This window comes from Actinokineospora auranticolor, assembly GCF_002934265.1.
In the GTDB taxonomy this organism is placed as follows: Bacteria; Actinomycetota; Actinomycetes; order Mycobacteriales; family Pseudonocardiaceae; genus Actinokineospora; species Actinokineospora auranticolor.
This window is the reverse complement of record NZ_PTIX01000039.1, coordinates 36,593-57,554: the sequence shown is the minus strand read 5'-3', so window position 1 is coordinate 57,554 and position 20,962 is coordinate 36,593. Positions and strand designations below refer to the sequence as shown.

The 20,962-nt window shown below is 69.9% G+C and carries 22 protein-coding genes; 15 read left to right on the top strand and 7 right to left on the bottom strand.

Going from position 1 to position 20,962, the window contains the following annotated elements; all coding sequences use genetic code 11:
- The first annotated feature begins 302 nt into the window (after window positions 1-302).
- The 6 genes from CLV40_RS35585 (at window position 303) to CLV40_RS35560 (ending at window position 6,665) form a co-directional block, all read left to right on the top strand.
- Window positions 303-1,166, top strand: coding sequence for a DNA-formamidopyrimidine glycosylase family protein (locus CLV40_RS35585; protein ID WP_104483436.1), 864 nt, complete (start codon window positions 303-305; stop codon window positions 1,164-1,166).
- Between the two features lie 70 nt (window positions 1,167-1,236).
- Window positions 1,237-2,493 (top strand): histidine kinase, encoded by a 1,257-nt coding sequence (locus CLV40_RS35580; RefSeq protein ID WP_245931794.1) that lies wholly within the window; start codon window positions 1,237-1,239, stop codon window positions 2,491-2,493.
- Between the two features lie 94 nt (window positions 2,494-2,587).
- Complete coding sequence (locus CLV40_RS35575; protein ID WP_104483422.1) at window positions 2,588-3,460, top strand: S49 family peptidase; 873 nt, start codon at window positions 2,588-2,590, stop codon at window positions 3,458-3,460.
- 169 nt (window positions 3,461-3,629) lie between these two features.
- Complete coding sequence (locus CLV40_RS35570) at window positions 3,630-4,439, top strand: LytR/AlgR family response regulator transcription factor (protein ID WP_104483421.1); 810 nt, start codon at window positions 3,630-3,632, stop codon at window positions 4,437-4,439.
- Entirely contained in the window at window positions 4,436-4,837 is a 402-nt protein-coding gene (locus tag CLV40_RS35565; protein WP_104483420.1) for a hypothetical protein, read from the top strand. Before CLV40_RS35570 ends, CLV40_RS35565 begins: the two co-directional genes overlap by 4 nt.
- A gap of 34 nt (window positions 4,838-4,871) precedes the next feature.
- A complete protein-coding gene (locus tag CLV40_RS35560) occupies window positions 4,872-6,665 on the top strand; it encodes a sodium/solute symporter (protein ID WP_104483435.1) in 1,794 nt (597 codons plus the stop codon).
- On the opposite strand, the gene CLV40_RS35555 is transcribed toward CLV40_RS35560, so the two are convergent.
- Window positions 6,662-7,552 (bottom strand): DUF4328 domain-containing protein, encoded by an 891-nt coding sequence (locus tag CLV40_RS35555; RefSeq protein ID WP_104483419.1) that lies wholly within the window; start codon window positions 7,550-7,552, stop codon window positions 6,662-6,664. The two genes, CLV40_RS35560 and CLV40_RS35555, sit on opposite strands and share 4 nt — an antisense overlap.
- Window positions 7,553-7,554: 2 nt before the next feature.
- On the bottom strand, window positions 7,555-7,884 hold the full coding sequence (locus CLV40_RS35550) for a rhodanese-like domain-containing protein (protein WP_104483418.1): 330 nt from the start codon (window positions 7,882-7,884) through the stop codon (window positions 7,555-7,557).
- Window positions 7,885-8,323: 439 nt separating this feature from the next.
- Here CLV40_RS35550 and CLV40_RS35545 point away from each other — a divergent pair, with 439 nt between their 5' ends.
- The 5 genes from CLV40_RS35545 (at window position 8,324) to CLV40_RS35525 (ending at window position 13,159) form a co-directional block, all read left to right on the top strand.
- The gene (locus tag CLV40_RS35545; RefSeq protein WP_104483417.1) at window positions 8,324-8,740 is read left to right on the top strand and encodes a peptidase inhibitor family I36 protein; all 417 of its coding nucleotides are present in this window, start codon (window positions 8,324-8,326) and stop codon (window positions 8,738-8,740) included.
- A 156-nt stretch (window positions 8,741-8,896) separates the two neighbouring features.
- Window positions 8,897-9,781, top strand: a complete 885-nt coding sequence (locus CLV40_RS35540; RefSeq protein WP_146108399.1) for a hypothetical protein — start codon at window positions 8,897-8,899, stop codon at window positions 9,779-9,781.
- A gap of 42 nt (window positions 9,782-9,823) precedes the next feature.
- Complete coding sequence (locus CLV40_RS35535) at window positions 9,824-11,176, top strand: RND family efflux transporter (RefSeq protein ID WP_146108398.1); 1,353 nt, start codon at window positions 9,824-9,826, stop codon at window positions 11,174-11,176.
- Window positions 11,173-11,922, top strand: coding sequence for an ABC transporter ATP-binding protein (locus tag CLV40_RS35530; RefSeq protein ID WP_281261704.1), 750 nt, complete (start codon window positions 11,173-11,175; stop codon window positions 11,920-11,922). The genes CLV40_RS35535 and CLV40_RS35530 overlap by 4 nt, the downstream gene beginning before the upstream one ends.
- A gap of 67 nt (window positions 11,923-11,989) precedes the next feature.
- Window positions 11,990-13,159 carry an ABC transporter permease gene (locus CLV40_RS35525; protein ID WP_219824204.1) on the top strand — a complete coding sequence of 390 codons (1,170 nt, stop codon included), beginning with the start codon at window positions 11,990-11,992 and terminating at the stop codon, window positions 13,157-13,159.
- Here the strand turns inward: CLV40_RS35525 and CLV40_RS35520 are convergent.
- A complete protein-coding gene (locus CLV40_RS35520) occupies window positions 13,156-14,271 on the bottom strand; it encodes a cytochrome P450 (protein ID WP_104483433.1) in 1,116 nt (371 codons plus the stop codon). The genes CLV40_RS35525 and CLV40_RS35520 overlap by 4 nt on opposite strands.
- 161 nt (window positions 14,272-14,432) lie before the next feature.
- Between CLV40_RS35520 and CLV40_RS35515 the strand changes: the two genes are divergently transcribed.
- Window positions 14,433-15,389, top strand: coding sequence for a DUF5926 family protein (locus tag CLV40_RS35515; RefSeq protein ID WP_104483413.1), 957 nt, complete (start codon window positions 14,433-14,435; stop codon window positions 15,387-15,389).
- Window positions 15,386-15,718, top strand: a complete 333-nt coding sequence (locus CLV40_RS35510) for a DUF952 domain-containing protein (RefSeq protein ID WP_104483412.1) — start codon at window positions 15,386-15,388, stop codon at window positions 15,716-15,718. The genes CLV40_RS35515 and CLV40_RS35510 overlap by 4 nt, the downstream gene beginning before the upstream one ends.
- A gap of 61 nt (window positions 15,719-15,779) precedes the next feature.
- Here the strand turns inward: CLV40_RS35510 and CLV40_RS35505 are convergent, their stop codons facing one another.
- Window positions 15,780-16,313 (bottom strand): ferritin, encoded by a 534-nt coding sequence (locus CLV40_RS35505; RefSeq protein ID WP_104483411.1) that lies wholly within the window; start codon window positions 16,311-16,313, stop codon window positions 15,780-15,782.
- A gap of 345 nt (window positions 16,314-16,658) precedes the next feature.
- On the bottom strand, window positions 16,659-17,894 hold the full coding sequence (locus CLV40_RS35500) for an arginine deiminase (protein WP_374065136.1): 1,236 nt from the start codon (window positions 17,892-17,894) through the stop codon (window positions 16,659-16,661).
- Between the two features lie 115 nt (window positions 17,895-18,009).
- Between CLV40_RS35500 and CLV40_RS40130 the strand changes: the two genes are divergently transcribed.
- Both CLV40_RS40130 and CLV40_RS40125 read left to right on the top strand, forming a co-directional pair.
- Window positions 18,010-18,309, top strand: coding sequence for a hypothetical protein (locus tag CLV40_RS40130; protein WP_245931793.1), 300 nt, complete (start codon window positions 18,010-18,012; stop codon window positions 18,307-18,309).
- 21 nt (window positions 18,310-18,330) lie between these two features.
- Window positions 18,331-18,573, top strand: coding sequence for a DM13 domain-containing protein (locus tag CLV40_RS40125; protein ID WP_245931792.1), 243 nt, complete (start codon window positions 18,331-18,333; stop codon window positions 18,571-18,573).
- Here CLV40_RS40125 and ligD (CLV40_RS35490) read toward each other — a convergent pair.
- Together ligD (CLV40_RS35490) and ligD (CLV40_RS35485) are read right to left on the bottom strand one after the other, a co-directional pair.
- Window positions 18,570-19,481: a non-homologous end-joining DNA ligase gene (gene ligD, locus CLV40_RS35490; RefSeq protein ID WP_104483410.1), complete on the bottom strand. Its 912-nt coding sequence runs from the start codon at window positions 19,479-19,481 to the stop codon at window positions 18,570-18,572. The two genes, CLV40_RS40125 and ligD (CLV40_RS35490), sit on opposite strands and share 4 nt — an antisense overlap.
- Complete coding sequence (gene ligD, locus CLV40_RS35485) at window positions 19,474-20,925, bottom strand: non-homologous end-joining DNA ligase (RefSeq protein WP_104483409.1); 1,452 nt, start codon at window positions 20,923-20,925, stop codon at window positions 19,474-19,476. Before ligD (CLV40_RS35485) ends, ligD (CLV40_RS35490) begins: the two co-directional genes overlap by 8 nt.
- Window positions 20,926-20,962 lie beyond the last annotated feature (37 nt).

The window sequence follows — 20,962 nt, the reverse complement described above, 5'->3', positions numbered from 1 at the left end:
GTGGGGTGTTGGTTCTTGGGGTGGGGGTGGTGATTGCGGTGGGTGATTTTTGGGTGCTGCGGGTGTGAATGAGGGTGGGGGTGGGGGGTGATTGCAAGTGGTGCGTGCAATGTGTTACAGAGATTGTGGGGGGTTGGGAATGGGTGGGAGGGATTTCTTGGGGTGGTTGGGTGGGTGCGGGGAGTGAGGGGGAGTAAGAGGGGGTGGGGGAGAGGGAGTGAGGGGTAAGGGGTAAGAGGTAAGGGGGTGGGAATAGTGGAGGTGGGAATGACAAAGGGGGGTGGGTGGGGGAGAATGAGGGGGTGCCGGAGTTGCCTGAGGTGGAGGCCCTTGCTCATCACTTGCGTGAGCACGCTGTGGGGCGGGTTGTGGCGCGGGTTGATGTGGCGTCGTTGAGTGTGTTGAAGACGGCCAGTCCGCCGTGGACCGCGTTGCACGGGCGGGAGGTGACCGGGGTTGGGCGGTTCGGCAAGTACCTCGACCTTGATGTTGGGGGGATTCACCTGGTCACGCACTTGGCGCGGGCCGGGTGGTTGAGGTGGGCGGACAGCATGTCGGCGGTGCCGCCCAAGCCGGGGAAGGGGCCGTTGGCGCTGCGGGTGCATCTCGGGGCGCCTGGGGAGGGCCCTGGGTTTGATCTTACTGAGGCCGGTACGAAAAAGGGGTTGGCGGTTTGGATCACTGAGGATCCGATGCTTATTGAGCAGATCGCCACTCTTGGGCCTGATGCGCTTGCGTTGACGCGGGATGAATTCGGGGCGTTGTTGGGTGGGCGTACCGAGCGGTTGAAGACCTTGTTGACCAGTCAGCGGGTGATCGCGGGGATTGGGAACGCTTACTCGGACGAGATCATGCATGTGGCTCGGTTGTCGCCGTATGCGGCGCCGGGGCGGCTGGATGAGGAGTCGGTTGATCGGCTGTACGAAGCGGTGCGGTCGGTGTTGGGGGATGCGGTGGAGCGGTCTGTGGGGCAGGCGGCTGCGCGGTTGAAGGGGGAGAAGAGGTCGGGGTTGCGGGTGCACGCGCGGACCGGCTTGCCGTGTCCGGTTTGTGGGGACACGGTGCGGGAGGTGTCGCTCGCCGACAAGTCGTTCCAGTACTGCGCGACGTGCCAGACCGGGGGGAAGCCGCTGGCGGATCGGCGGATGTCGAGGCTGCTCAAGTGACGGAGCGGGTACCTTGGGGCGGTCTTGTCACACCTGCTGGTGAAACGGGAGCATTGCCAAGGTGAGTTGGTTGACCGAGCGAGCGGTGGTGGGGATCCTCGCCACGCTTGTTGTGCTCGGGTTGTTCGCGGTGTTGTGTCGGCCGCGGAAGTCGGCGTCGGTGCACGATGCCGTGCTGGACACGGTCAAGCGGCTGTCGAGGGCCGCGCCGGAGTTGCGCAACGGGTTGACCGAGCAAGCCGCTGACCAGGCGACCACCGAGTTGCGGCAGATGCTCAAGTGCGTGGCTGTTGGCATCTCGGATGCGCAGGGGCGGCTGTTGTCGTGGGATGGCGCGGCCAACGAGCACTACGACGACCTGGCCGAGTCGATCGTCGACTCGGTTCGGCACGGGCACCGGGCGCACATCCAGCACGAGAACCTGCAGTGCAGGCGGCGGGGTAGTTGTCCGATGCGCACCGCGGTGATCGTGCCGCTGATCATCGACGGGCAGGTCGAGGGCGCGCTGGTCGTGGTCGGTGGGGTGGACGGCAAGCGGTTGCTGCGGGCCACCGACGAGGTGGCGCACTTCCTGTGCATCCAGCTCGAGCTGGCCAAGCTCGACGAGTCGAAGCAGCAGCTGGCGCGGGCGGAGACGCGGGCCCTGCGGGCGCAGATCTCGCCGCACTTCATCTACAACACGCTCAACACGATCTCGTCGTTGATCCGCACGGACCCCGAGCAGTCGCGTGAGCTGCTGCAGGACTTCGCCGCCTTCACGCGGTACTCGTTCCGCACGTCCGGGTTGTTCGCGACGTTGGCCGACGAGCTGAGCAACATCGACCGGTACCTGACCATCGAGTGCGCGCGGTACGGCGAGCGGCTCAGCGTGCGGTTGCGGATCGCACCCGAGGTGCAGTCGGTGGTGGTGCCGTTCCTGGTGTTGCAGCCGCTGGTGGAGAACGCGGTGCGGCACGGGATCGCGAAGAAGCCCGGTGGGGGCACGGTCAGCGTGTTCGCGCACGACAACGGCAACGAGGCTTTGATCACCGTCGAGGACGACGGTGTGGGGATGGACGCCGATCGGCTGTTCGAGGACCTGCGGGACGCGCACAAGACCGGGTCGCACGTCGGTGTCGGCAACATCAACCACCGGATGCGGCAGGTCTTCGGCGACGACTACGCGTTGATGGTCGAGACCGCTCCCGGGGCGGGCATGAAGATCACGCTGCGGGTGCCCAAGTACTTCCCCGGGGTGCGCCCCGACCTGCCCGACTTCTCCGTCGACGACGTCGAGGAGGACGAGGAAGTGGTGGGCGGTCCCACCGGGCCGAAGAGCGCGGCCTAGCGCGGGGCGCCAGTGCGCTCCGCGGCGCAACGCCGCTGATCAGGCGGTGCGAACACACGCCGTTCTCAGGCCCGCGCACGTAGTGTTGCGCGTTATGAGCGTGACCGAGAAGCTGGCGTCCCGACTGCCCCGCATCGGCGACCGCGGCGACCGCGCGCCGGTGGTTGCGGTGGTCAAGCTGCACGGCCTGATCACCCCGACGCCGTCGCCGGTGGCCCGGGGCGCGATCAACCTCAACACCGTGGAGTCGGCGTTGACCAGGGCCTTCGACCACGACCGGCTGGTCGCGGTGGCGCTGGCGATCAACTCCCCGGGCGGCGCGCCGACCCAGTCCTCGCTGGTCGCCGAGCGGATCCGCGAGCTGGCCGCGAAGAAGAGCGTGCCGGTGCTGGCCTTCTGCGAGGACGTCGCGGCCTCCGGCGGCTACCTGCTGGCCTGCGCGGGCGACGAGATCCACGCGCACCCGTCGTCGCTGGTCGGGTCGATCGGCGTGGTCTCCTCCGGGTTCGGCCTGGCCGGGCTGCTGGAGCGCTTCGGCGTGGAGCGGCGCGTGCACACCGCGGGCACCCGCAAGGTCCGGCTCGACCCGTTCCAGCCGGAGAAGCCCGAGGACGTGGCCTGGCTGTCCACCCAGCTCGACGAGCTGCACGAGCAGTTCGCCGACTGGGTGCGCGAGCGCCGCGGCGACAAGCTCAAGGGCGGTGCCGAGGACCTGTTCTCCGGCGAGATCTGGACCGGCGCCAAGGCGCACGAGCTCGGCCTCGTCGACGGCCTGGGCAGCCTGCGCTCGGTGGTGGGCGAGCGGTACCCGGACGCGGAGATCGCCGTCGCCGAGCCGCGCCGCCCGCTGCTGGCCCGACTCGGCCTCGGCGGCCCGCCCGGGTTCGCCATGTCCACATCGGACAAGCTGTTCGCGCTGCTGGAGGCGGCGGAGAACCGGGCGGCCTGGTCGCGCTTCGGGCTCTAGCGGCCAGCGCGATCCCGGCACGTGGGGCGACCGGGGGTGCGCCGGGGGTGAGCGCCCTGTCACAATCGCGCGGTATACGTCACCCTGTGGTGGGTGTCCGGCCGACCCACAACCGTCGGCAGGCGCGCACCCGCACCGCCCCGACCGATCGGCAAAGATTGCGCCAACCGTGAGTACAGCGAACAACACCCCTGGCCTCGTCGTCCTCGCCGTCGACGACGAGAAGGCCGGTATGGACGTGCTCGTCGAACGGCTCAACGGCAACCGGCACGTGCGCCGGGTCCTCACCGCGTTCGACGCGACCGAGGCGCTGCTGCAGCTCTCCGGTGACGACCCCGAGTTGGCGGGCCGCAAGGACCAGGGCCTGTCGGTGGTCGACGCGGTGTTCGCCGACCTGGACATGCCCGGGCTCACCGGCATGGAGCTGGCCAAGGTGCTGGCCGGGTTCAAACCCGCGCCGGTGCTGGTCTTCGTCACCGCGCACAGCCACGAGGCGGTGGCCGCCTTCGAGCTCGGCGCGGTCGACTACCTGCTCAAACCGGCCGAGCAGCCGCGGATGGACAAGGCCGTGGAGCGGGTGCTGGCCAAGATCCACCAGAACGGCGGCGGCACCCAGGCGTCGGTGCCCGAGCAGCGCGACGACGAGGTCATCCCGGTCGAACTCGCGGGTACCACCAAGCTGGTCTCGCGGGCCTCGGTGCGCTGGGTCGAGGCGCAGGGCGACTACGCCCGGCTCTACACCTCCGACGGTTCGCACCTGGTGCGCATCCCGCTCGCGCAGCTGGAGGAGCGCTGGGAGAAGGCCGGGTTCGTGCGCATCCACCGCTCCTACCTGGTGCCGATCTCACTGATCACCGAGCTGCGCATGGGCGGCTCCGGCTACTCCGTGGTCATCGGGCACGAGGAGAAGGTGCTGCCGGTCAGCAGGCGGCACACCCGCGAGCTCAAGGACCGGCTGGTGCGGGGCGGCGGGGCGTGACGAAGAACCCGGCGGGCGCGCCCGGGGACCTCCCGCAGTCGAGGCCGCGCCGCAAGAAGGTGATCCTCGCCGACTCGCGGGCACCGGTCACCGTCCTGCGCACGGTGGTCGAGCTGGAGGAGCAGACGAGCTGGGCCGAGGAGGTCGTGCGCTCGTTCATCCGGATCCAGTTCTGGACCTCGGTGCGGTTGGCGCTGGTGATCGGGGTGGCGTTCGGCGCCCTGCCGCTGGTGTTCTACCTGGTGCCCGACATGTCCGATGTGCGGGTGGCGGGTGTTTCGCTGCCGTGGTTGCTGCTGGGAGTCCTGCCGTTCCCCCTGTTGTTCGGCGTCGGCTATTGGTACAACGTGCTAGCCGAGGGCCACGAACGCGACTTCGTCGACATGGTCGAGAAGTAACGGGCCACCCGTTGTACGAGTGGGATCGGGCGAGTTGGAACTGAACCTGTGGGCCGTCGCGGCGATCCTGCTCGTCGGCCTGGCCACGTTCTCCCTCGGCTTCCGCAGCTCCCGGCAGGCCAGCACCACGCAGGACTTCCTGGTCGCGCGGCGCACGGTCCGGTCGCGGCGCAACGCGGCGGCGGTCTCCGGTGAGTACCTGTCCGCGGCGTCGTTCCTCGGTGTCGCGGGCCTGGTCTTCAAGGACGGCGCCGACGCGCTCTGGTACCCGATCGGTTTCACCGGCGGCTACCTCGCGCTGATGCTGTTCGTGGCCGCACCGCTGCGCCGCTCCGGCGCGTACACGCTGCCCGACTTCTGCGAGGCGCGGCTGGGCTCGCCCGGGTTGCGCCAGCTGTCGACGGCGTTCGTGGTGTTCATCGGCATCCTGTACCTGGTGCCGCAGTTCCAGGGCGCCGGGCTGACGGTGCACCAGATCCTGCCGTCGGTGCCGAGTTGGGTGGGCGCGGCGCTGGTCGCGGTGCTGGTGATCGTCAACGTGTTCGGCGGCGGCATGCGCGCGGTGACGGTCGTGCAGGCCTTCCAGTACTGGTTGAAGCTGTTCGCCATCGCCGCGCCGACGTTCGTGCTGTGCGTGATCTTCGTCGGGCAGGGCGGGGTCGCCGGGGTGGACCGGGCGGTCGGGCTGTCTGAGCCGCTGCCGCCGCGGTTCCCCGCCGACGCGACCGTGACCGTCGAGACCGATGTGCAGCTCCGCACGGAAGAAGGGCTGCTGCTGCGCGCGCGCGGCTGGGTGGACGGCGCGCCGGTCGACAGCATCGTGTACTGGGGCAAGGGGGTGCACGCCGTCGAAGAGGGCACCGAGCTGTGGTTCACCGCCGGGTCGCCGACGCCGGTCGTGGACCGCGCGCCGACGGACAACGCGAGCTGGCTGCGGCCGGTGAACGGGTCCGACGACCTGTTCACCACGTACTCGCTGATCATCGCGCTGTTCCTGGGCACGATGGGCCTGCCGCACGTGCTGGTCCGCTTCTACACCAACCCCGATGGGCGCGCGGCCCGCCGCACGACCCTGCACGTCCTGCTGCTGCTGGGGTTGTTCTACATCTTCCCCGTGCTGATCGGCGCCCTGTCCCGGATCTACGTGCCGGAGCTGCTGGTCAGCGGGCGCACGGACGCGGCGGTGCTGGCGCTGCCGATGAAGATCGCGCCGAACCTGACCGGGGAGATCCTGGGCGCGATCACGGCGGCGGGCGCGTTCGCGGCGTTCCTGTCGACGTCGTCGGGTCTGGTCGTGAGCGTCGCCGGGGTGTTGTCGACAGACGTGCTCAAAGGGCGGATCCGGGATTTCCGCTTCGGCGCGGCGTTGGCGGGCAGCGTGCCGTTGGCGTTGGCCTTGGTGCTGCGGCCCGGTGACATCTCGCTGACCGTGGGCCTGTCGTTCGCCCTGGCCGCGTCGACGTTCTGCCCGGTGCTGCTGCTGGGCATCTGGTGGCGCAAGATCACCTGGGTCGGCGCGGTGGCGGGGATGCTGGTCGGCGGCGTGCTGGTGCTGGTGTCACTGGTAATCACGACGGTCAGCGGGTACACGGGCAACTGGGCACCGGAGTTCCTCCAGCAGCCCGCCTTGGTGACGGTGCCCGTGGCGTTCCTCGTTGTTGTTGTGACGAGCAAAGCCACCCAGGGCCGCATCCCGCCGGACACCAACCGGATCCGCATGCGCATGCACGCCCCGGACCGCCTCGGCTTCATCCGCGACCGCGACATCGCCCGCTTCGGCACCGCCGAGGAGCGCACCCGGTTGGCGAACGGTCGCCACCGGCGCTAGCGGGCGGCGGTCGCGGGGCGTTCGGCCCGGGCGGCCTCCGGCGCGCCTTGGACGCGGATCACGCGCAGCAGCCGAACCGACGAGGGTTCGATCGGGGCCAACAGGGTGGTCAGCCGGGTGACGACGCGGGCGGTGAGCACCGCGACGGCCGCGGCGGCGAGGTCGGTGGCCGCGGACAGCAGCACACCGTCGGCCTGGGCCTGCACGGAATCGCGGAAGCGCCAGGCGATGGTCACCGCGCACAGCACGCCCGCGCCCGCCCAGGTGATCCACCACGACTTCAGCAGCGCCGACGGCCGCGGGCGCTGCTCGGCGGAGCGGCGCAGCACCGCGTGCTCCAACTCGGCCAGGACGGCACCGGGCACGACCAGGTTGACGCCGGGGATGAGCAGCCCGGGCAGCAGGTGCCAGTCCGGCCGCGCGGGCAGGTACCCGGCGGACTCGGTGGCCACCCGGCGCGCGGACCCGATCCACCACAGGCAGGTGGCCGCGGCGATCAACCCACCGGCCAGGGACAACACCGAGCCGGTGACGACCAGGCTGTCCGAGATCTGCACGGCGTCCCGCGACAACGCGCCGGTGCGGCTGGCCAGCAGCAGCCCGTACCGCCAGATCTCCGCACCCGCCGCGATCCCGGCGACGACCGCCACCACCCACAGCGCGGACACGGCCAACCGGGCCCGGCTCCGCACCCGCTCGACCGGCGGTTCTGCGGGCCCACCCGCGACCGAGGTCGGCCTGCGCCACGCGAGCGCCGGGAAACCCCAGCGCGGCGGTGTGCGGTAGGCGGGCGGACCGAGGTAGGGCAGCCGGAAACCGTGCGCCGGGGTCGGATCCGCCCCCGGCGGCGGGGTCGCCACCCACTCGAACCGCTGGCCCGGGTACACGGTCAGATGACCTGCGGGTCCGCGCCACCCTCGGCGACCACCTGGTGCCCGAGCGCGTCCCACGACTGCATGCCGCCGTCGACGTTGGTCGCGTCCCACCCGTTGGCGTTGAGGTACTGGGTCACCCGCGCGGAGCGCCCCCCGGACCGGCAGATGACATAGAGGTGCGCGTCCGGCGGCAGGTCGTCCAACCGCTCCGCCAACTCACCCATCGGGATGTGCAACGCCCCCGGCGCGTGCCCCGCGTTCCACTCGTCCGGTTCGCGCACGTCGAGCAGGGTCGCCCCGTTCGGCAGGTCGGGCACGGTCACGGTGGGCACGCTGTTGGGCATCACGCGTCGATGCTGCCACGAACCCCCGTAGCGCGCGGGTGAAGGGGCCGCACCCGGCGGCCACCCGGACGGCGACCTCGGCGGCGACTCGCCAAGTGCGTCGGTGCGCGGCCAAGGCGCTGGGGCACGCACCGCGCGGCCGGGGAGTACCACACCAAGGTGTTTACTCCGGGTGTCCCACTCCCAATACTTAACAAGTATTGGGAGGTTTCCTATATTGCCCGGCGTGGTCATGCGAGAGTAATCGCAATGCTCATTCTTGAGATGTCGATCACACCCGCTTGGTCGCTACCCGATAGAAGCCCCCGTCTATAGGCTCCTTTTTGGCGCAACTGGGGGCGCGTGAAAAGCATGTGCGAGGCTGGCGGTCGCCAGCCCTGCAGTCTTTCTGTGCCTAACCCTGTTTCGTTGCTTTGTCAACCTAAAATTGGGGACGGTAATGGCAAAGTTCAACCCTGTTAGGTATTTCATGATCGCGGCGGCGGCGGTGGGTCTGACCATCGGAACCGCAACGGCGGCGTCGGCCTCGCTCTACATTTGCGACCCGGGCGAGGTGTGCCTCTACGAGGGGTCGTACCAGGGTGGAGGCGGCGCGTTCACGACCCAGACCGCCCTCACTCCGTACACCTCCTACCAGTTCTTGAACAGCTCGGGTCTCTACGTGCCGGGCAACATCAATGACCGGGTCGGTTCCGCGTACAACAACGGAACGACCGGTGGGTACGACAAGGTCGAACTGTTCCGCGACACGAACTACACCGGTGGCCTGGTCGCGAGGTTCGCCCCGGGGCTGTGGCGGAACAACCTGCCGACCTTCCAGGACGCGGGTGTCAGTTCGCACAACTGGGCGAAGTAGTTTCAAGTCGCCATGGTAAGGTCAATGCATTTGTGAGCTTTGGTTCTGCGTTTGCAAGGTCGGCAAGGTCGCAGTGGTGAACGTGCGTGGAGTGCGGCAACCCGGGTTGTCGCACTCCACGTCCCTGGGATGACGTGCAACTGTTCTGGAGGAATCGTGCGGCGGGCGGTCTTGGCACTATCGACGTGCCTTCTTGTGGTTTCCGGTTGCAGCGGCACCGACGGCAGTGCCACGAACCAGGGCAACCTTGGGCCGGAGCCCGCGCTCGGGCCGGGCGCTGATATCAATGACAAGCAGTTCCTGGACCTCCCGCTGGACTTCTACCAGCCGACGCGCGAACAGAACGACCTCATTGTCAAGGCGCAGTTGGTGTTGGTCAACAAGTGCATGGCGCGGTTCGGGTTCGAACCGATCCCGTCGACCACCGAGGACACGCCGCGGATGACGGATGCCCGCTACGGGATCAACGTCGCGGCCGAAGTGCAGCAGTACGGCTACCACCGGGTACCCGAACAGGTCCACAAATCCTCGGGTGGGAAGAAACCGTCCGAGGCGGAGCAGAACATCCTGACCGGTCGGGGGCAATCGGTCCACAACGGGGTCCCGGTGCCTCCTGGTGGTTGCCTCGCCGAGGCCCGGTCGACGATGTCCGGCGTCAAAACCGATGCCGAATCGTATGATGAGAACGTCGCGATCGGGCTCAAGGGCGAGTCCATGGACCGGCTGCGCTCGGACTCCCGAGTGCGTGCGGCCTATGCCAAGTGGACCGAGTGCATGAAACAGTCGGGATTTGATTACCGCGACCCCTGGGCCGCCAACAACGACAGCCAGTGGACCGGCGAATCGGCGAACAAGGAAGAGGTTCGAACGGCGCTCGCCGACCTCGCGTGCCGCAGGCAGGCCGATGTGAACAACGTGAGCTACGCGGTCGACACCGCTTACCAGAAGCAGAGCATCGAGAAGAACGCCGAAGTGCTGCGCGCACAGCGTGCCCTGCTGGAGAACGTCCTGCGCAAGGCAGGCGAGATAGTCGGTGGATAGGGCGATGACGCCGCGCGTGACCGGGACTGGTGGATGACTAGCGTGAACTCAAGACGACGCCGCTTGCTCGCGGTGATCGCCGTCGGCGCGGCGGCAAGTCTCCTCGTGGTCGGCTTCTTCGCGGGTCGGTGGTTCAAATCGCCCGCGCAGGCCGCCCTGGAGGTGGCCCCACCGCCTGAAACGGAACTCACCGCGCCGATCGAGTACCGGGTTCTCCAGGCGACCATCGTCACCCGCGGTGAGGTCGGTGCCAGCGTGGAACTGGGTTTCACCCCGATGAGCGGTGGCGCGACCGCCGCGCAGCCGGTCGTGACCGGTGTGCGGGTGAAGCCCGGTGAGGAGATCGGTGCCGGGCAGGTCGTGATGGAGGTTTCCGGCAGACCGGTCCTCACGTTGCCGGGCGTTGTCCCGGCCTACCGGGACTTGCGGCCGGGCAGTCGGGGCAAGGACGTGGCCCAGCTCAACTCCGCGTTGGTCGGTCTCGGATTCGGACCCACCTCGGCGGGCGAACTGTTCGGGCCGGAGACGAAATCCGCCGTGCAACGGCTTTACGACTCCATCGGGTACCCACCTGCCACAACGGGAGAGTCGGACCAACTGGCGGTCAAGGCGGCCGAGAAGAACGTCACCGCCCTGGAAGACGCCCTCGCCGACCTGCAGGTCGCGGAACCCGGACCGGATGCCGACGGGCTCCAGAAGAAGATCTCGCGCGCCAAGCGGGACCTCAGCGGCGCGCGGTCCGAACTGGCCGAACTCCGCGCCAAGAGCGGGGCCATGCTCCCGCTGTCTGAGTTCCTCTTCGTGCCCAACTACCCGGCGCGGGTGCTGGCCGTACCTTCCCTGGCCGGGGGACCCACCGAGCAGGGTGGAGGGGGCGAGCCGGGCAAGGCGCAAACCGCGGGACTGCGGATCTCCGCGGGCGAGCTCACCGTCACCGCGAAGATCAACTCGTCCGACGGCAGGCGCATCGGTGTCGACCAGCCGGTCGAGGTGTTCTCCGAGGTGCTCGGGAAGTCGTTCACCGGCAAAGTCCTGTCCGTCGGGGAGTTGACCCCCGATGCCGGAGTCCCCCCTTACTACCCGGTGGTGGTGAGACCGGACTCCCCGCTGGAGAGCAAGCTCTCCGGGCAGAACGTGCGCCTGACCTTCACCGGGGCGCCCACACCCGCCAAGGTGTTCGTCGTCCCGATCTCGGCGCTGTTCTCCAAGGCGGACGGCAGCGTCAACATCGTGCGACGTCTGCCGGACGGTCGCCGGGACACGATCGCGGTCACCCCGGGGACGAACGCGAACGGCCTGGTCTCGGTCGAGGCGCTGTCGGCGAAGCTCAACGAGGGGGACCGGGTGCTGATCTCGTCGGCGAACCTGTCCGACACCACCGGACCCCCGCGGTGACCCGGCCCGGCGCGGTCCAGGTTGCCGCGCAGCCGGTGATGGCGCTGCGCGGGTGCGGCCTCACGTACCCGGGTGAGACACCCGTGCACGCTGTCCGCCCTGTCGACCTCGTCATCAACCAGGGCGACCACGTCGCGATCATCGGACCGTCGGGGTCGGGCAAGTCGACTCTGCTGAACATCCTGGGACTGCTGGACCGCCCGACCGAGGGAACCTACGAGCTGACCGGTATAGCCACCGGTGAGCTCTCCGATGTCGCGCGCGCCGGGCTCCGCTCACGGAAGCTGGGTTTCGTCTTCCAGGCGTTCCACCTCATCGCGCACCGCACCGCCGAGGAGAACGTGATGCTGGGACTGCTCTACGGCGGCACCCCTCGACGACTGCGGCGCGGCATCGCTCGCGAAGCGCTGGCGCGGGTGGGGCTCAGCCACCGCGTGGACGCGGTTCCCGCGCGGATGTCCGGTGGCGAGCGCCAGCGGGTGGCGATCGCCCGCGCGCTGGCGGTCCGCCCAGCCCTCCTGCTCTGCGACGAACCGACTGGGAACCTGGATTCGGCCAACGCGGGAGCTGTCCTCAGCCTGGTCGGTGACCTGAACGCCGATGGCATGACGATCGTCACCGTCACGCACGACACGGCGGTCGCCCGGCGGGCCGGTCGCACACTGACCATGCGGGACGGGCACCTGACGGAGTCGGGTCGCCCGCAGGACACGTGGTTGGGAACGGGACATGGGATTCCGTCGTAGCACGCGTGGCGATCGACCACCCACCTTCACCTTTGCCGACCTCCTCGATGAAGCGATCTCCGGAATAGTGCAGCGGCCGAGCAGAACCGCGCTGACCGCGTTGGGCATCGTGCTCGGCGTGGGCACCCTGGTGGCGGTGCTCGGCTTGACGACCACGACGGCGAACCAGATCTCCCAGCGGTTCAACGTGCTGTCGGCGACCGAGGTGCTGGTCAAGGCCCCGGAGGACACCGGAGGCGACGATGGCGCGGGCAGCTCCCGCAGCCTGCTCCCCGAGGACGCCGACGACCGCGCCATGGGCATCCTCGGTGTCGTGAACGCCGGGACGTTCCGGACCGTTCCCGCCGACTTCGTCGGCAAGATCAGCAACACCTCGGTCGACCCCGGGGGCTACCAGGACATCGATGTCGTCGCCGCGACCGCGGGCTTCTTCGACGCCGTGCACCCCACCGAGGTCCAGGGGCGGGTGTTCGACCGGGGGATGCAGGAGCGCGCGGATCGGGTGGTCGTGCTCGGGGTCAATGCGGCTCGTCGACTCGGGATCTCGAACCTCGATCGCGGGCCCGCGATCTTGCTCGGCGGGGTGCCCGCCACCGTCATCGGGATCCTCGGTGACACCGAGCGCAGACCCGAGGTGCTGTCCGCCATCCTGATCCCGATGAGCACGGCGGGCGACCTGTGGCCGACACCCGCCGGTGTGGCGGCCAACGAGCAGATGCTGGTCGACACCAAGATGGGCGCGGCTCCCGTCGTGGCGCGCCAGGTCGCGTTCGCGCTCCGCCCGGACAACCCCTCCGCGCTGAGCGTCACCGCGCCCCCCGACCCGCACGCCCTGCACGACAACGTCGCGGGTGACCTGGGCCAACTCTTCATGATCCTCGCGCTGGTGTGCCTCGTCATCGGTGGGCTCGGCATCGCGAACACGATGCTGGTGTCGGTGCTGGAGCGCACCCCCGAAGTCGGGCTGCGGCGGGCGCTCGGTGCGCACCGCAAGCACATAGCCCTGCAATTCCTCACGGAGAGCGGGATCGTGGGCACGATCGGTGGACTCATCGGCGCTTCGGTCGGCGCCGTGACCGTCACCGTCGTGTCCGTCACCCAGGGTTGGACGCCGGTGATCCAGCCCTGGGCGTTCCTCCCGGCACCGGTTGTGGGAACCCTGATCGGGCTGGCTGCGGGCACGTACCCCGCATTGCGGGCTACCCGCATCGAACCCGTCGAAGCGTTCCGCCGCTAAGCGACCTGGAGCCGTTTGAGACCTCGGATGACGAACTCCGGGCGGCGTTTCGGCGCGGTGGTCAGGTGGAGGTCGGGGAGGTGGGTGGTGAGGGCGCGGAGGGTGGCGGCGACCTCGACGCGGGCCAGCGGCGCGCCGACGCAGTAGTGGATGCCCGCGCCGAAGCCGAGGTGGTTGTTGGGGGTCCGGGTGATGTCGAGGGTGTCGGGGTTCGGGAAGACCTCGGGGTCCCGCGCGGCGGCGCCGAGGAGGGCGGCGATCTTGGTGCCGGGTCGGACGACCGTCCCCGCGATCTCGACCTCGGTGGTGGCGGTCCGCTCGAACAGCTGGAGTGGTGCGTCGTAGCGGACCAGTTCCTCCACGGCGGTGGGGAGCAGATCCGGGTTGGCCACCAAGAGGTCCCACTGGTCGCGGTTGCGCATCAGGGCCAACACGCCGTTGGCGATGACGTTCACGGTCGCCTCGTGGCCCGCCATCAGCAGCAGCACGCAGGTGGCGACCAGTTCGTCCCCGGTGAGCCGGTCCGAGCCGTCGCGGACGGCGACCAGGTCGCTGATCAGGTCGACGCCCGGCTCGGCCGCTCGGCGCGTCGCCAGGTCCTGGAGGTACTCGGTGAACTCGGCGGACGCCTGCTCGGCCGCCACCGCCTGGGCGAGCGGCAGGTCGTACTCGTACATCTTCACGATCGCGTTCGACCAGGGGCGCAGCTGCTGGCGATCCGCCTGGGGAACCCCCAGCAGTTCCCCGATCACCTCGACCGGCAGCGGTCCCGCGACCATGCCCAGCAGGTCGGCCGAGCCGTCCGCCGCGATCCGGTCGGCCAGCCCGCGCACCACCGTGTCCGCCAGTGCCTCCACTCGGGACCGCAACCGTTCCGTGTGGCCCCGGCCGAACGCCGCCGACACCAGCCTGCGGAGGCGGGTGTGCTTCGGGGGTTCGTTCTCCAGCAGGGAATCCCGGTGCAGCTGGTTGAACGCGGGGAACACCAGGCCGCGGTCCGTCCAGACGCGACCCAGCCCGCGGTCGCGCAGGACCGCCGAGCAGGCCGCGTGGGAGACCGCCACCGGGAGGCCCAACTCCTCGTGCCAGTGCACCTCGCCCGCCGCCCGCATGGCCGCGAAGGTCGGGTACGGGTCGGCGATGAACCCCGGGTCCGCTGGGTTGAACGTCACCGGCCCATTGTGCGGCCGCGGGCGCACCCGTGTCGGGTGGTCGGACCCCGTTGGGTAGCGTCCACCGCATCGCTCACCGTTATCCACGAGGAGTCCGCGCGATGTCCAGGCGATCCGCCGTGAAGAACGCCCGCACGCCCAAGGCACCGGACGCGTCGGGCATCGGCCCCCGCCAGCCCTGCCCCTGCGGGTCGGGCAAGCGCTACAAGGCCTGCCACGGTGCCGAGGGCGGCGCCGTCGACATCCCCGTGGCGCGGCCGTTCGAGGGGCTGGCCGCGGAGTGCGAGCTGATCGCGCTGCGCGAGTTCGTGCCGTCCGGTACCGCGGTGCTGCCGCTGGTCGGGGCCGAGCGCGAGGTCGTGCTGGGCACCGTGCTGCCGATGGCCGCCGCCGCGCTGGTGCGCGCAGACGGGGTCGCCTACGTCGGCCTGCAGGTGCAGACCCGCTCCAGCGACGTCAGCCGCGACTTGGCCCGCGCGGTCCGCTGGGTGCTCACCGCCAAGCCGGGTGACGTGCTCGGCGTCGTGGGACCGGACACCGACCCCGGCGACCAGCCCGAGCGGCTGCAGGACCTGGTCGACGTCGACGCCGCCATCGAGGCCGTCGTGCACGCCGACTTCGGCTGGTGGATGCCCGAGGGCAGCGAGCCGACCGGCGAGGTCGCGGTATCGCTCGAACGGGCGAACAGCGCCATCCTGCCCACCGAGCGCATCGGCCCCGCCGCCTACTGGGTGGACGCGGGCGAGCGCGCCCACCTGCGCTGGGTCCGCCCGGAGCCGGAGGAGGAGCTGCTCGCCGCCCTGGCCCGCCTGCACGCCCGCGGCGAGCTGCTGCTCGGCGAGGGCTCCCGGTACGCCGGTTCCTTCCGCGCGCACGGCCTGCTCGTGCCGGTGTGGGACCTCGACCGCGAGTCGCACGCCCGCGAGTGGACCGCGGCCGTCGAGCAGCTCGGCACCCGCCTGGCGGCCGCCCTGGCCTCGCTGGCCGACGAGCCGCTGACCTCCGACGAGCGCCGGGCCCGCGACGGCCTGCTGGGCAGGCAGATCACCATCCGATGATCCTGCACATCCGGCCCGCGGCGGACTGGCCCGCGGCCGAGGTGCGCCCGGACGGGCCCGGTTTCGTGCACTGCGCCGACCCGGGCACCGTGCACATGCCCGCCAACCGGCTCTTCGCGGGTCGCACCGACCTGCTCCTGCTGGAGATCGACACCGCCCGGCTCGGGGTCCCGGTGCGCTGGGAGCCCGGTGACCCGCCGATCCCGGACGGTCCGTGGTTCCCGCACGTCTACGGGCCCATCCCGGCGGCGGCGGTGGTCGCGGTGCACGCGTTCCCGCCGCGCGCGGACGGCACGTTCACCCTGCCGGATTCGGTCGCGCACCGTTAGTCGCAAATACGATCAGGGGTGGCTCACCCAGGTGAGCCACCCCTGATTTCGCGTTATGGGGCTAGAGCGCGCCACCCGCGGCGCGCGGGGCCAGCGGGTCGTCGGAACCGCCGTCGCCGACGCTCTCGCGGGCCAGGTAGTTCTCCACGTCGAAGAGGTTGCCGTCGGCGCGCTTGACGATGTTGAGCAGCGTGGTCATGGCGGCGACCTCCTCGACCTGCTCCTTGAGGAACCACTGCATGAACTGCTCGCCCTTGTAATCGTCCTCGTCGCGCGCGGCCTTGGCCAGCGCGATGATCTCGTCGGTGACCGCGCGTTCCTGCTGCAGCGCCAACGTGATCAGCTCGGCCGGTTCGGCGAACTCGTTGCGCACCTCGTCCACCCCCGGCACGGTGACCTGGTGGCCCGTGTCGAGCATGTACTGGGTGATCATCAGGGCGTGGTTGCGCTCTTCCAGCGCCTGCCGGTAGAAGTGCTTGGCCAGCCTGGGGAAATCCTGCCCGTCGAACCACACCGCGAGCGCGATGTACTGCTGCGACGCCGTGAACTCGTTGCGCACCTGCGCTTGCAGAAGCTTGTGGAACTTGGAGGTCATGGTTCGAACCTACCCCGGAATAGCGCTTTTGACGCGTTTAATCACCCGGGTGGCAGGCTATTTCGATCACGTTAGGCAAGCCTTGGAATTGCTTTTTCAGGATAGGCGTGCCTAACCACAAGGATAGGCATTCCTAACTTCGGCGGTCGAGTTCACCGCATCGGGTAAGTCTTCCACGCTGCGCATCCGCCCGCGAGGTGGAAGGATCGGCCGGTCAGTTCTGCTGAGGAGGTACGTGGCGATATGGAGTCCGACTGGCGTTGGCCCGCGGCGGCCGCGAGCGCGCTGCTCGTGGTGTTCGGGACGCTCGCGTTCCTCACGCTCCGGTGGCTGCTCGCCTGACCCCTAGAGCGCTGCCCGGTGCACGGGGCAGGACATGCACCGCGGCCCGCCGCGACCCGTGCCCAGCTCCGAACCGCTGATCCGCAGCACCTCGATCCCCGCGTCCTCCAGGCGCGCGTTCGTCTCCACGTTGCGCTCGTAGGCCACGACCACGCCCGGCGCCACGGCCAGGGTGTTGTTGCCGTCGTCCCACTGCTCGCGCTCGGCGGTCACCGGGTCGAGGCCGGTGTCGATGACCCGCAGCCGGTCGATGCCCATCGCGGTCGCCGCCGCGTCGAGGAACGGCTCCGGCCCGTCCACCCGCACGCCGCCCGCGCCGTCGGGCCGCAGCGAGTAGGCGCGCAGCGTGTCGCGCACCGCCGGGTACATGACCACGGCGTCGCGGTCGACCATCGTGCACACGGTGTCCAGGTGCATGGTGGCCCGGTCCTGGGCGATCGGCACGGCCAGCACGGTGTGCGCCAGGCCGTCGCGGAAGGCCGAGCGGGCCAGCGACTCGGCGCCCGCGGGCGTGGTGCGCTCGCCGACCCCGATGGCGATCACGCCGGGGGCCAGCAGCAGCACGTCGCCGCCCTCGACGGGGGCCGAGTGCGCGCCGTACGCGCGGCCCGCCGTGCGGAACCGCGGGTGGTAGGCGTAGATCAGGTCCAGCAGCGCGGTCTCCCTGGCCCGCGCGGGCATGGCCAGCGAGGCGATGGCCACCCGGTCGCCGATCCAGACCGACGAGTCGCGGGTGAACAGCAGGTTCGGCAGCGGGTCGACCACGAAGTCGTGCGGGTGGTGCATCTTGCGCACCAGCGACGCGCCCTCGGCGGCGGGCAGTTCCTCGAAGGTCATGCCGCTCATCAGCACGTCGGCTAGACCCTTGGCGTCCACAGTGGACAGGTAGGCGCTGAGCGCGTCGGCCAGCTCGGTGCCCAGCCTGCGCCGGTCGACGGCGGTGGCCGCGGCGGCGGCGTGCGCCCGCTCGTCGGCCAGCGCCACGACCAGGCTGTCCGACAGCAGCATCACCTCGACCCCGCGCCCGGTCAGCACCTCGCCGAAAGCGTCGTGCTCATCCTGTGCGCGGTCGACCCACGGGATGCTGTCGAACAGCAGTTGGTCGTTGTTGCGCGGGGTGAGACGCTTGAGCTCGTTGCCGGGCCGGTGCAGCAACACCGTGCGCAGCGGTCCGACTTCGCTGTCCACCCGGGGTGCGGGCAGGTCGGCATCGGGGACGTCCGGGATGTGGTCGCTCACGGGGTCGAGGGTAGCCAGTGAATTCGCAAACCGCCGCCTGCGCGCGGGTGAAACGGCGAAGAAAGCCGCAGATCGCCGTGCTTGCTGCCGGTTTGTTAAGCAAAGGATGGATTGCATGCGTGGTTTGTTGCGTAGAAGAGTGGTTCGAGTTGGACTTGTTGTCGCGGTGGTGGCCCTGGCGGTGGGGTTGTGGGCTTTCGAACCGTGGCGCCTGTTCACCCGGAGCACGGTGGACGAGGCGTTGCCCGATGCGTTCCAGCCGCCCGCGACCAGCGCACCCGCAACCTCCTCCTCGACGGCAACCACGGCAACCACGACGACCACGACCGTGCCGACGGGTCCCCGGGTGCTCGCCGAGGGTTCCTTCGTCAGCCAGGAACACCCGACGAGTGGCGTGGCCCGGGTGCTCGAATAGGGCGGCGCCCGCGTCCTGCGCTTGGAGGGCTTCTCCACCTCCGACGGCCCGGACGTGCACGTGTGGCTGGCGGAGACCCCCGCGGGCGCCGGCTGGCACGCCTACGACGACGCCCGCACGGTCCCACTGGGCGAGTTGAAGGCCACCGACGGCAACCAGAACTACCCCATCCCGGCCGGTGCGGACCTCAAGGGCCTGCGCAGCGTCGTCATATGGTGCGACCGGTTCAACGTCGCCTTCGGCTCCGCCCCGCTGGAGCTCTAGCGGGGGAGGCGGGGGCCCTTGGTGAGCAGGGGCGCGAAGAGGTCGCCGTGGTCGTCGATGCGGTCCAGGACGTCGTCGGCGGTGAAGGTCAGGTCGGCCGGTTTGCGGCAGCGCTCGACTTCGGGCCAGGTCAGGGGGGTGGAGACCGTGGGGAGGGGGCGGGCGCGCAGGGAGTACGGGGCGACGGTGGTCTTGTGCGGGTTGTTCTGGCTCCAGTCGATGAAGACCTTGCGGGGGCGCAGGTTCTTCGCCATCCGGGAGACGACCAGCTCCGGCATCTCCCGCTCCAGCCGCTCGGCGAGGGCCTTGGCGTACTCCGACGGGCGGGTGGTCGACGTCGTGGTGATCGCGGTGTAGAGCTGCATTCCCTTGGAACCACTGGTTTTCGCGATGGCCTCGAAGCCGTCCTCGGCCAGGAGGTCGCGCAGGCGGCGGGCCACCGCGCAGCACTCGACGACGGTGGCGGGTGGGCCCGGGTCGAGGTCGAACACCAGGCGGTCCGGTGGTTGCTTGCCGCCGCGCGGTCCGATCGTCCACTGTGGAACGTGCAGTTCCAGGCCCGCCAGGTTGGCCGCCCACACCAGGGACGGCAGGTCGCCCAACAGCGCGAAGTCCAGGCTCTCCGCGCCCGTCGAGCTGCCCGGGGTCTCGATGGTGACGGTGCGGATCCAGTCCGGGGCGTGCCGGGCGGCGTTCTTCTCGAAGAAGCCCGGCGCGGCCACGCCGTCGGGGAAGCGGCGGAAGGTGACGGGGCGGTCGAGCAGGTGCGGGGTGAGCACGGGGGCCGCGCGGCTGTAGTAGTTGATCACGTCGGCCTTGCTGAAGCCGTCGTCCGGGTAGAGGAGCTTGTCCAGGTTGGTCAGCTTCAACCGCCTGCCGTCGACGTCGACGAGCACGTCCTCAGCCATCGCCGGTCCACCTCTCCACGTCCGACGGTGCCTTGTCGACCCGCAGCCCGCGCCAGGAGGGCGCGCGCAGCCTGCCGTCGGCCGACCAGGCCAGGAACACCACCTCGCCGACCAGCGTCGGCCGCACCCAGTGCGCGACCCGGGCGCGGTCGGTGGGAACCTCGTTGTGGAACGGCGAAGTCTTGCGCCCCAGGCGGTGCAGCTTGGTCGTCAACAGGCGTAGCGCTTCGTCGGTGAACCCGGTGCCGACGTGGCCGAGGTAGCGCAGCCCCGCCGCGGACGGCTGGCCGACCAGCAACGACCCGAACGCCTCGCTGCGCTTGCCCTCCCCGGGCGTCCACCCGCCGACCACCACCTCCAGCGTGCGGATGTTGGGGATCTTGAGCCAGTCCGCGCCGCGCCTGCCCGGCAGGTAGCGCGACGCCAGCCGCTTGGCGACCACCCCCTCCAGCTCCTGGTCGCGGGAGGTCTCCAGCACCGCGGGGCCCTCGCCGGGGTAGCTGGGTGAGGTGTTCCAGTGCGGGCCGCGGATGCCCAGGCCCACCAGCAGTTCCCGGCGCTGCGCGTAGGTCAGGTCAAGGCACGGGCGGCCGTCGAGGTGCAGGACGTCGAACACGACGTAGGTCACCGGGTACTCGGCGGCCAGCTTGCGGGTCAGCCGCTCGTGGTCGACGTGGATGCGCTTCTGCAGCGCGGGGAACGACGGCTTGCCGTCGACGAACGCCACCACCTCGCCGTCGAGCCAGACCTGCGTGCTGCCCAGCTCCTCGCCCAGCGCGCGCAGCTCGGGGTAGCTGTCGGTGATGTTGTTCCCCTTGCGGGAGAACAACTGGATGCGTCCACCTGCCACGCGGGCCAGCGCGCGGACACCGTCCCATTTGAACTCGTACGCCCAGTCGTCGTCGTTCTCCGGTCGCGGCAACTGGCCGGGTACCGCGAGCATCGGCTCGAACGCGGTGGGCAGCGGCACCCAGTCGTCGCGCTGCGGCGGGTCGGAGCGGCGGACCATCCAGTCCTTGTCCGAGCGGCCCGAGCGGAAGAACGTGTACTTGCCGCGCACGCGCTCGCCGGTGAAGACCACCGCCACCTCGCGGTCGCTCCACTTCACCGTTTCGTAGGTGCCCCGGTCCCAGATGAACATGCGACCGCCGCCGTACTCGCCCTTCGGGATCTCGCCCTCGAAGGTCGCGTACTCCATGGGGTGGTCCTCGGTGTGCACGGCGAGCCGGATGTCGCCGGGTTCGGTCGGCAGCCCTTTCGGCACGGCCCAGCTCACCAGCACGCCGTCGCGCTCCAGGCGCACGTCCCAGTGCAGCCTGCTGGCGTGGTGCTCCTGGATGACGAAGGTGTCGTCGTCGCCCCGCGGGAGCGCGTCACCGGCGGGCACGGGCTCGGGGGTGCGCCCCGCGTCCCGCTTGCGTCGGTACTCGCCCAGCCCGGCCATGGCCCCTTGCTACCCGGACCGACGGCCTCCCGCCAGC

Bases quoted from the DNA above. Each gene is read 5' to 3' on its own strand.
- CLV40_RS35510 (WP_104483412.1), top strand. From the start codon at position 15,386: ATGATCCTGCACATCCGGCCCGCGGCGGACTGGCCCGCGGCCGAGGTG.
- CLV40_RS40130 (WP_245931793.1), top strand. From the start codon at position 18,010: ATGCGTGGTTTGTTGCGTAGAAGAGTGGTTCGAGTTGGACTTGTTGTC.
- ligD (WP_104483410.1), bottom strand. From the start codon at position 19,481: ATGGCTGAGGACGTGCTCGTCGACGTCGACGGCAGGCGGTTGAAGCTG.
- CLV40_RS35545 (WP_104483417.1), top strand. From the start codon at position 8,324: ATGGCAAAGTTCAACCCTGTTAGGTATTTCATGATCGCGGCGGCGGCG.
- CLV40_RS35505 (WP_104483411.1), bottom strand. From the start codon at position 16,313: ATGACCTCCAAGTTCCACAAGCTTCTGCAAGCGCAGGTGCGCAACGAG.
- CLV40_RS35550 (WP_104483418.1), bottom strand. From the start codon at position 7,884: ATGCCCAACAGCGTGCCCACCGTGACCGTGCCCGACCTGCCGAACGGG.
- CLV40_RS35575 (WP_104483422.1), top strand. From the start codon at position 2,588: ATGAGCGTGACCGAGAAGCTGGCGTCCCGACTGCCCCGCATCGGCGAC.
- CLV40_RS35515 (WP_104483413.1), top strand. From the start codon at position 14,433: ATGTCCAGGCGATCCGCCGTGAAGAACGCCCGCACGCCCAAGGCACCG.
- ligD (WP_104483409.1), bottom strand. From the start codon at position 20,925: ATGGCCGGGCTGGGCGAGTACCGACGCAAGCGGGACGCGGGGCGCACC.
- CLV40_RS35520 (WP_104483433.1), bottom strand. From the start codon at position 14,271: ATGCGGGCGGCGGGCGAGGTGCACTGGCACGAGGAGTTGGGCCTCCCG.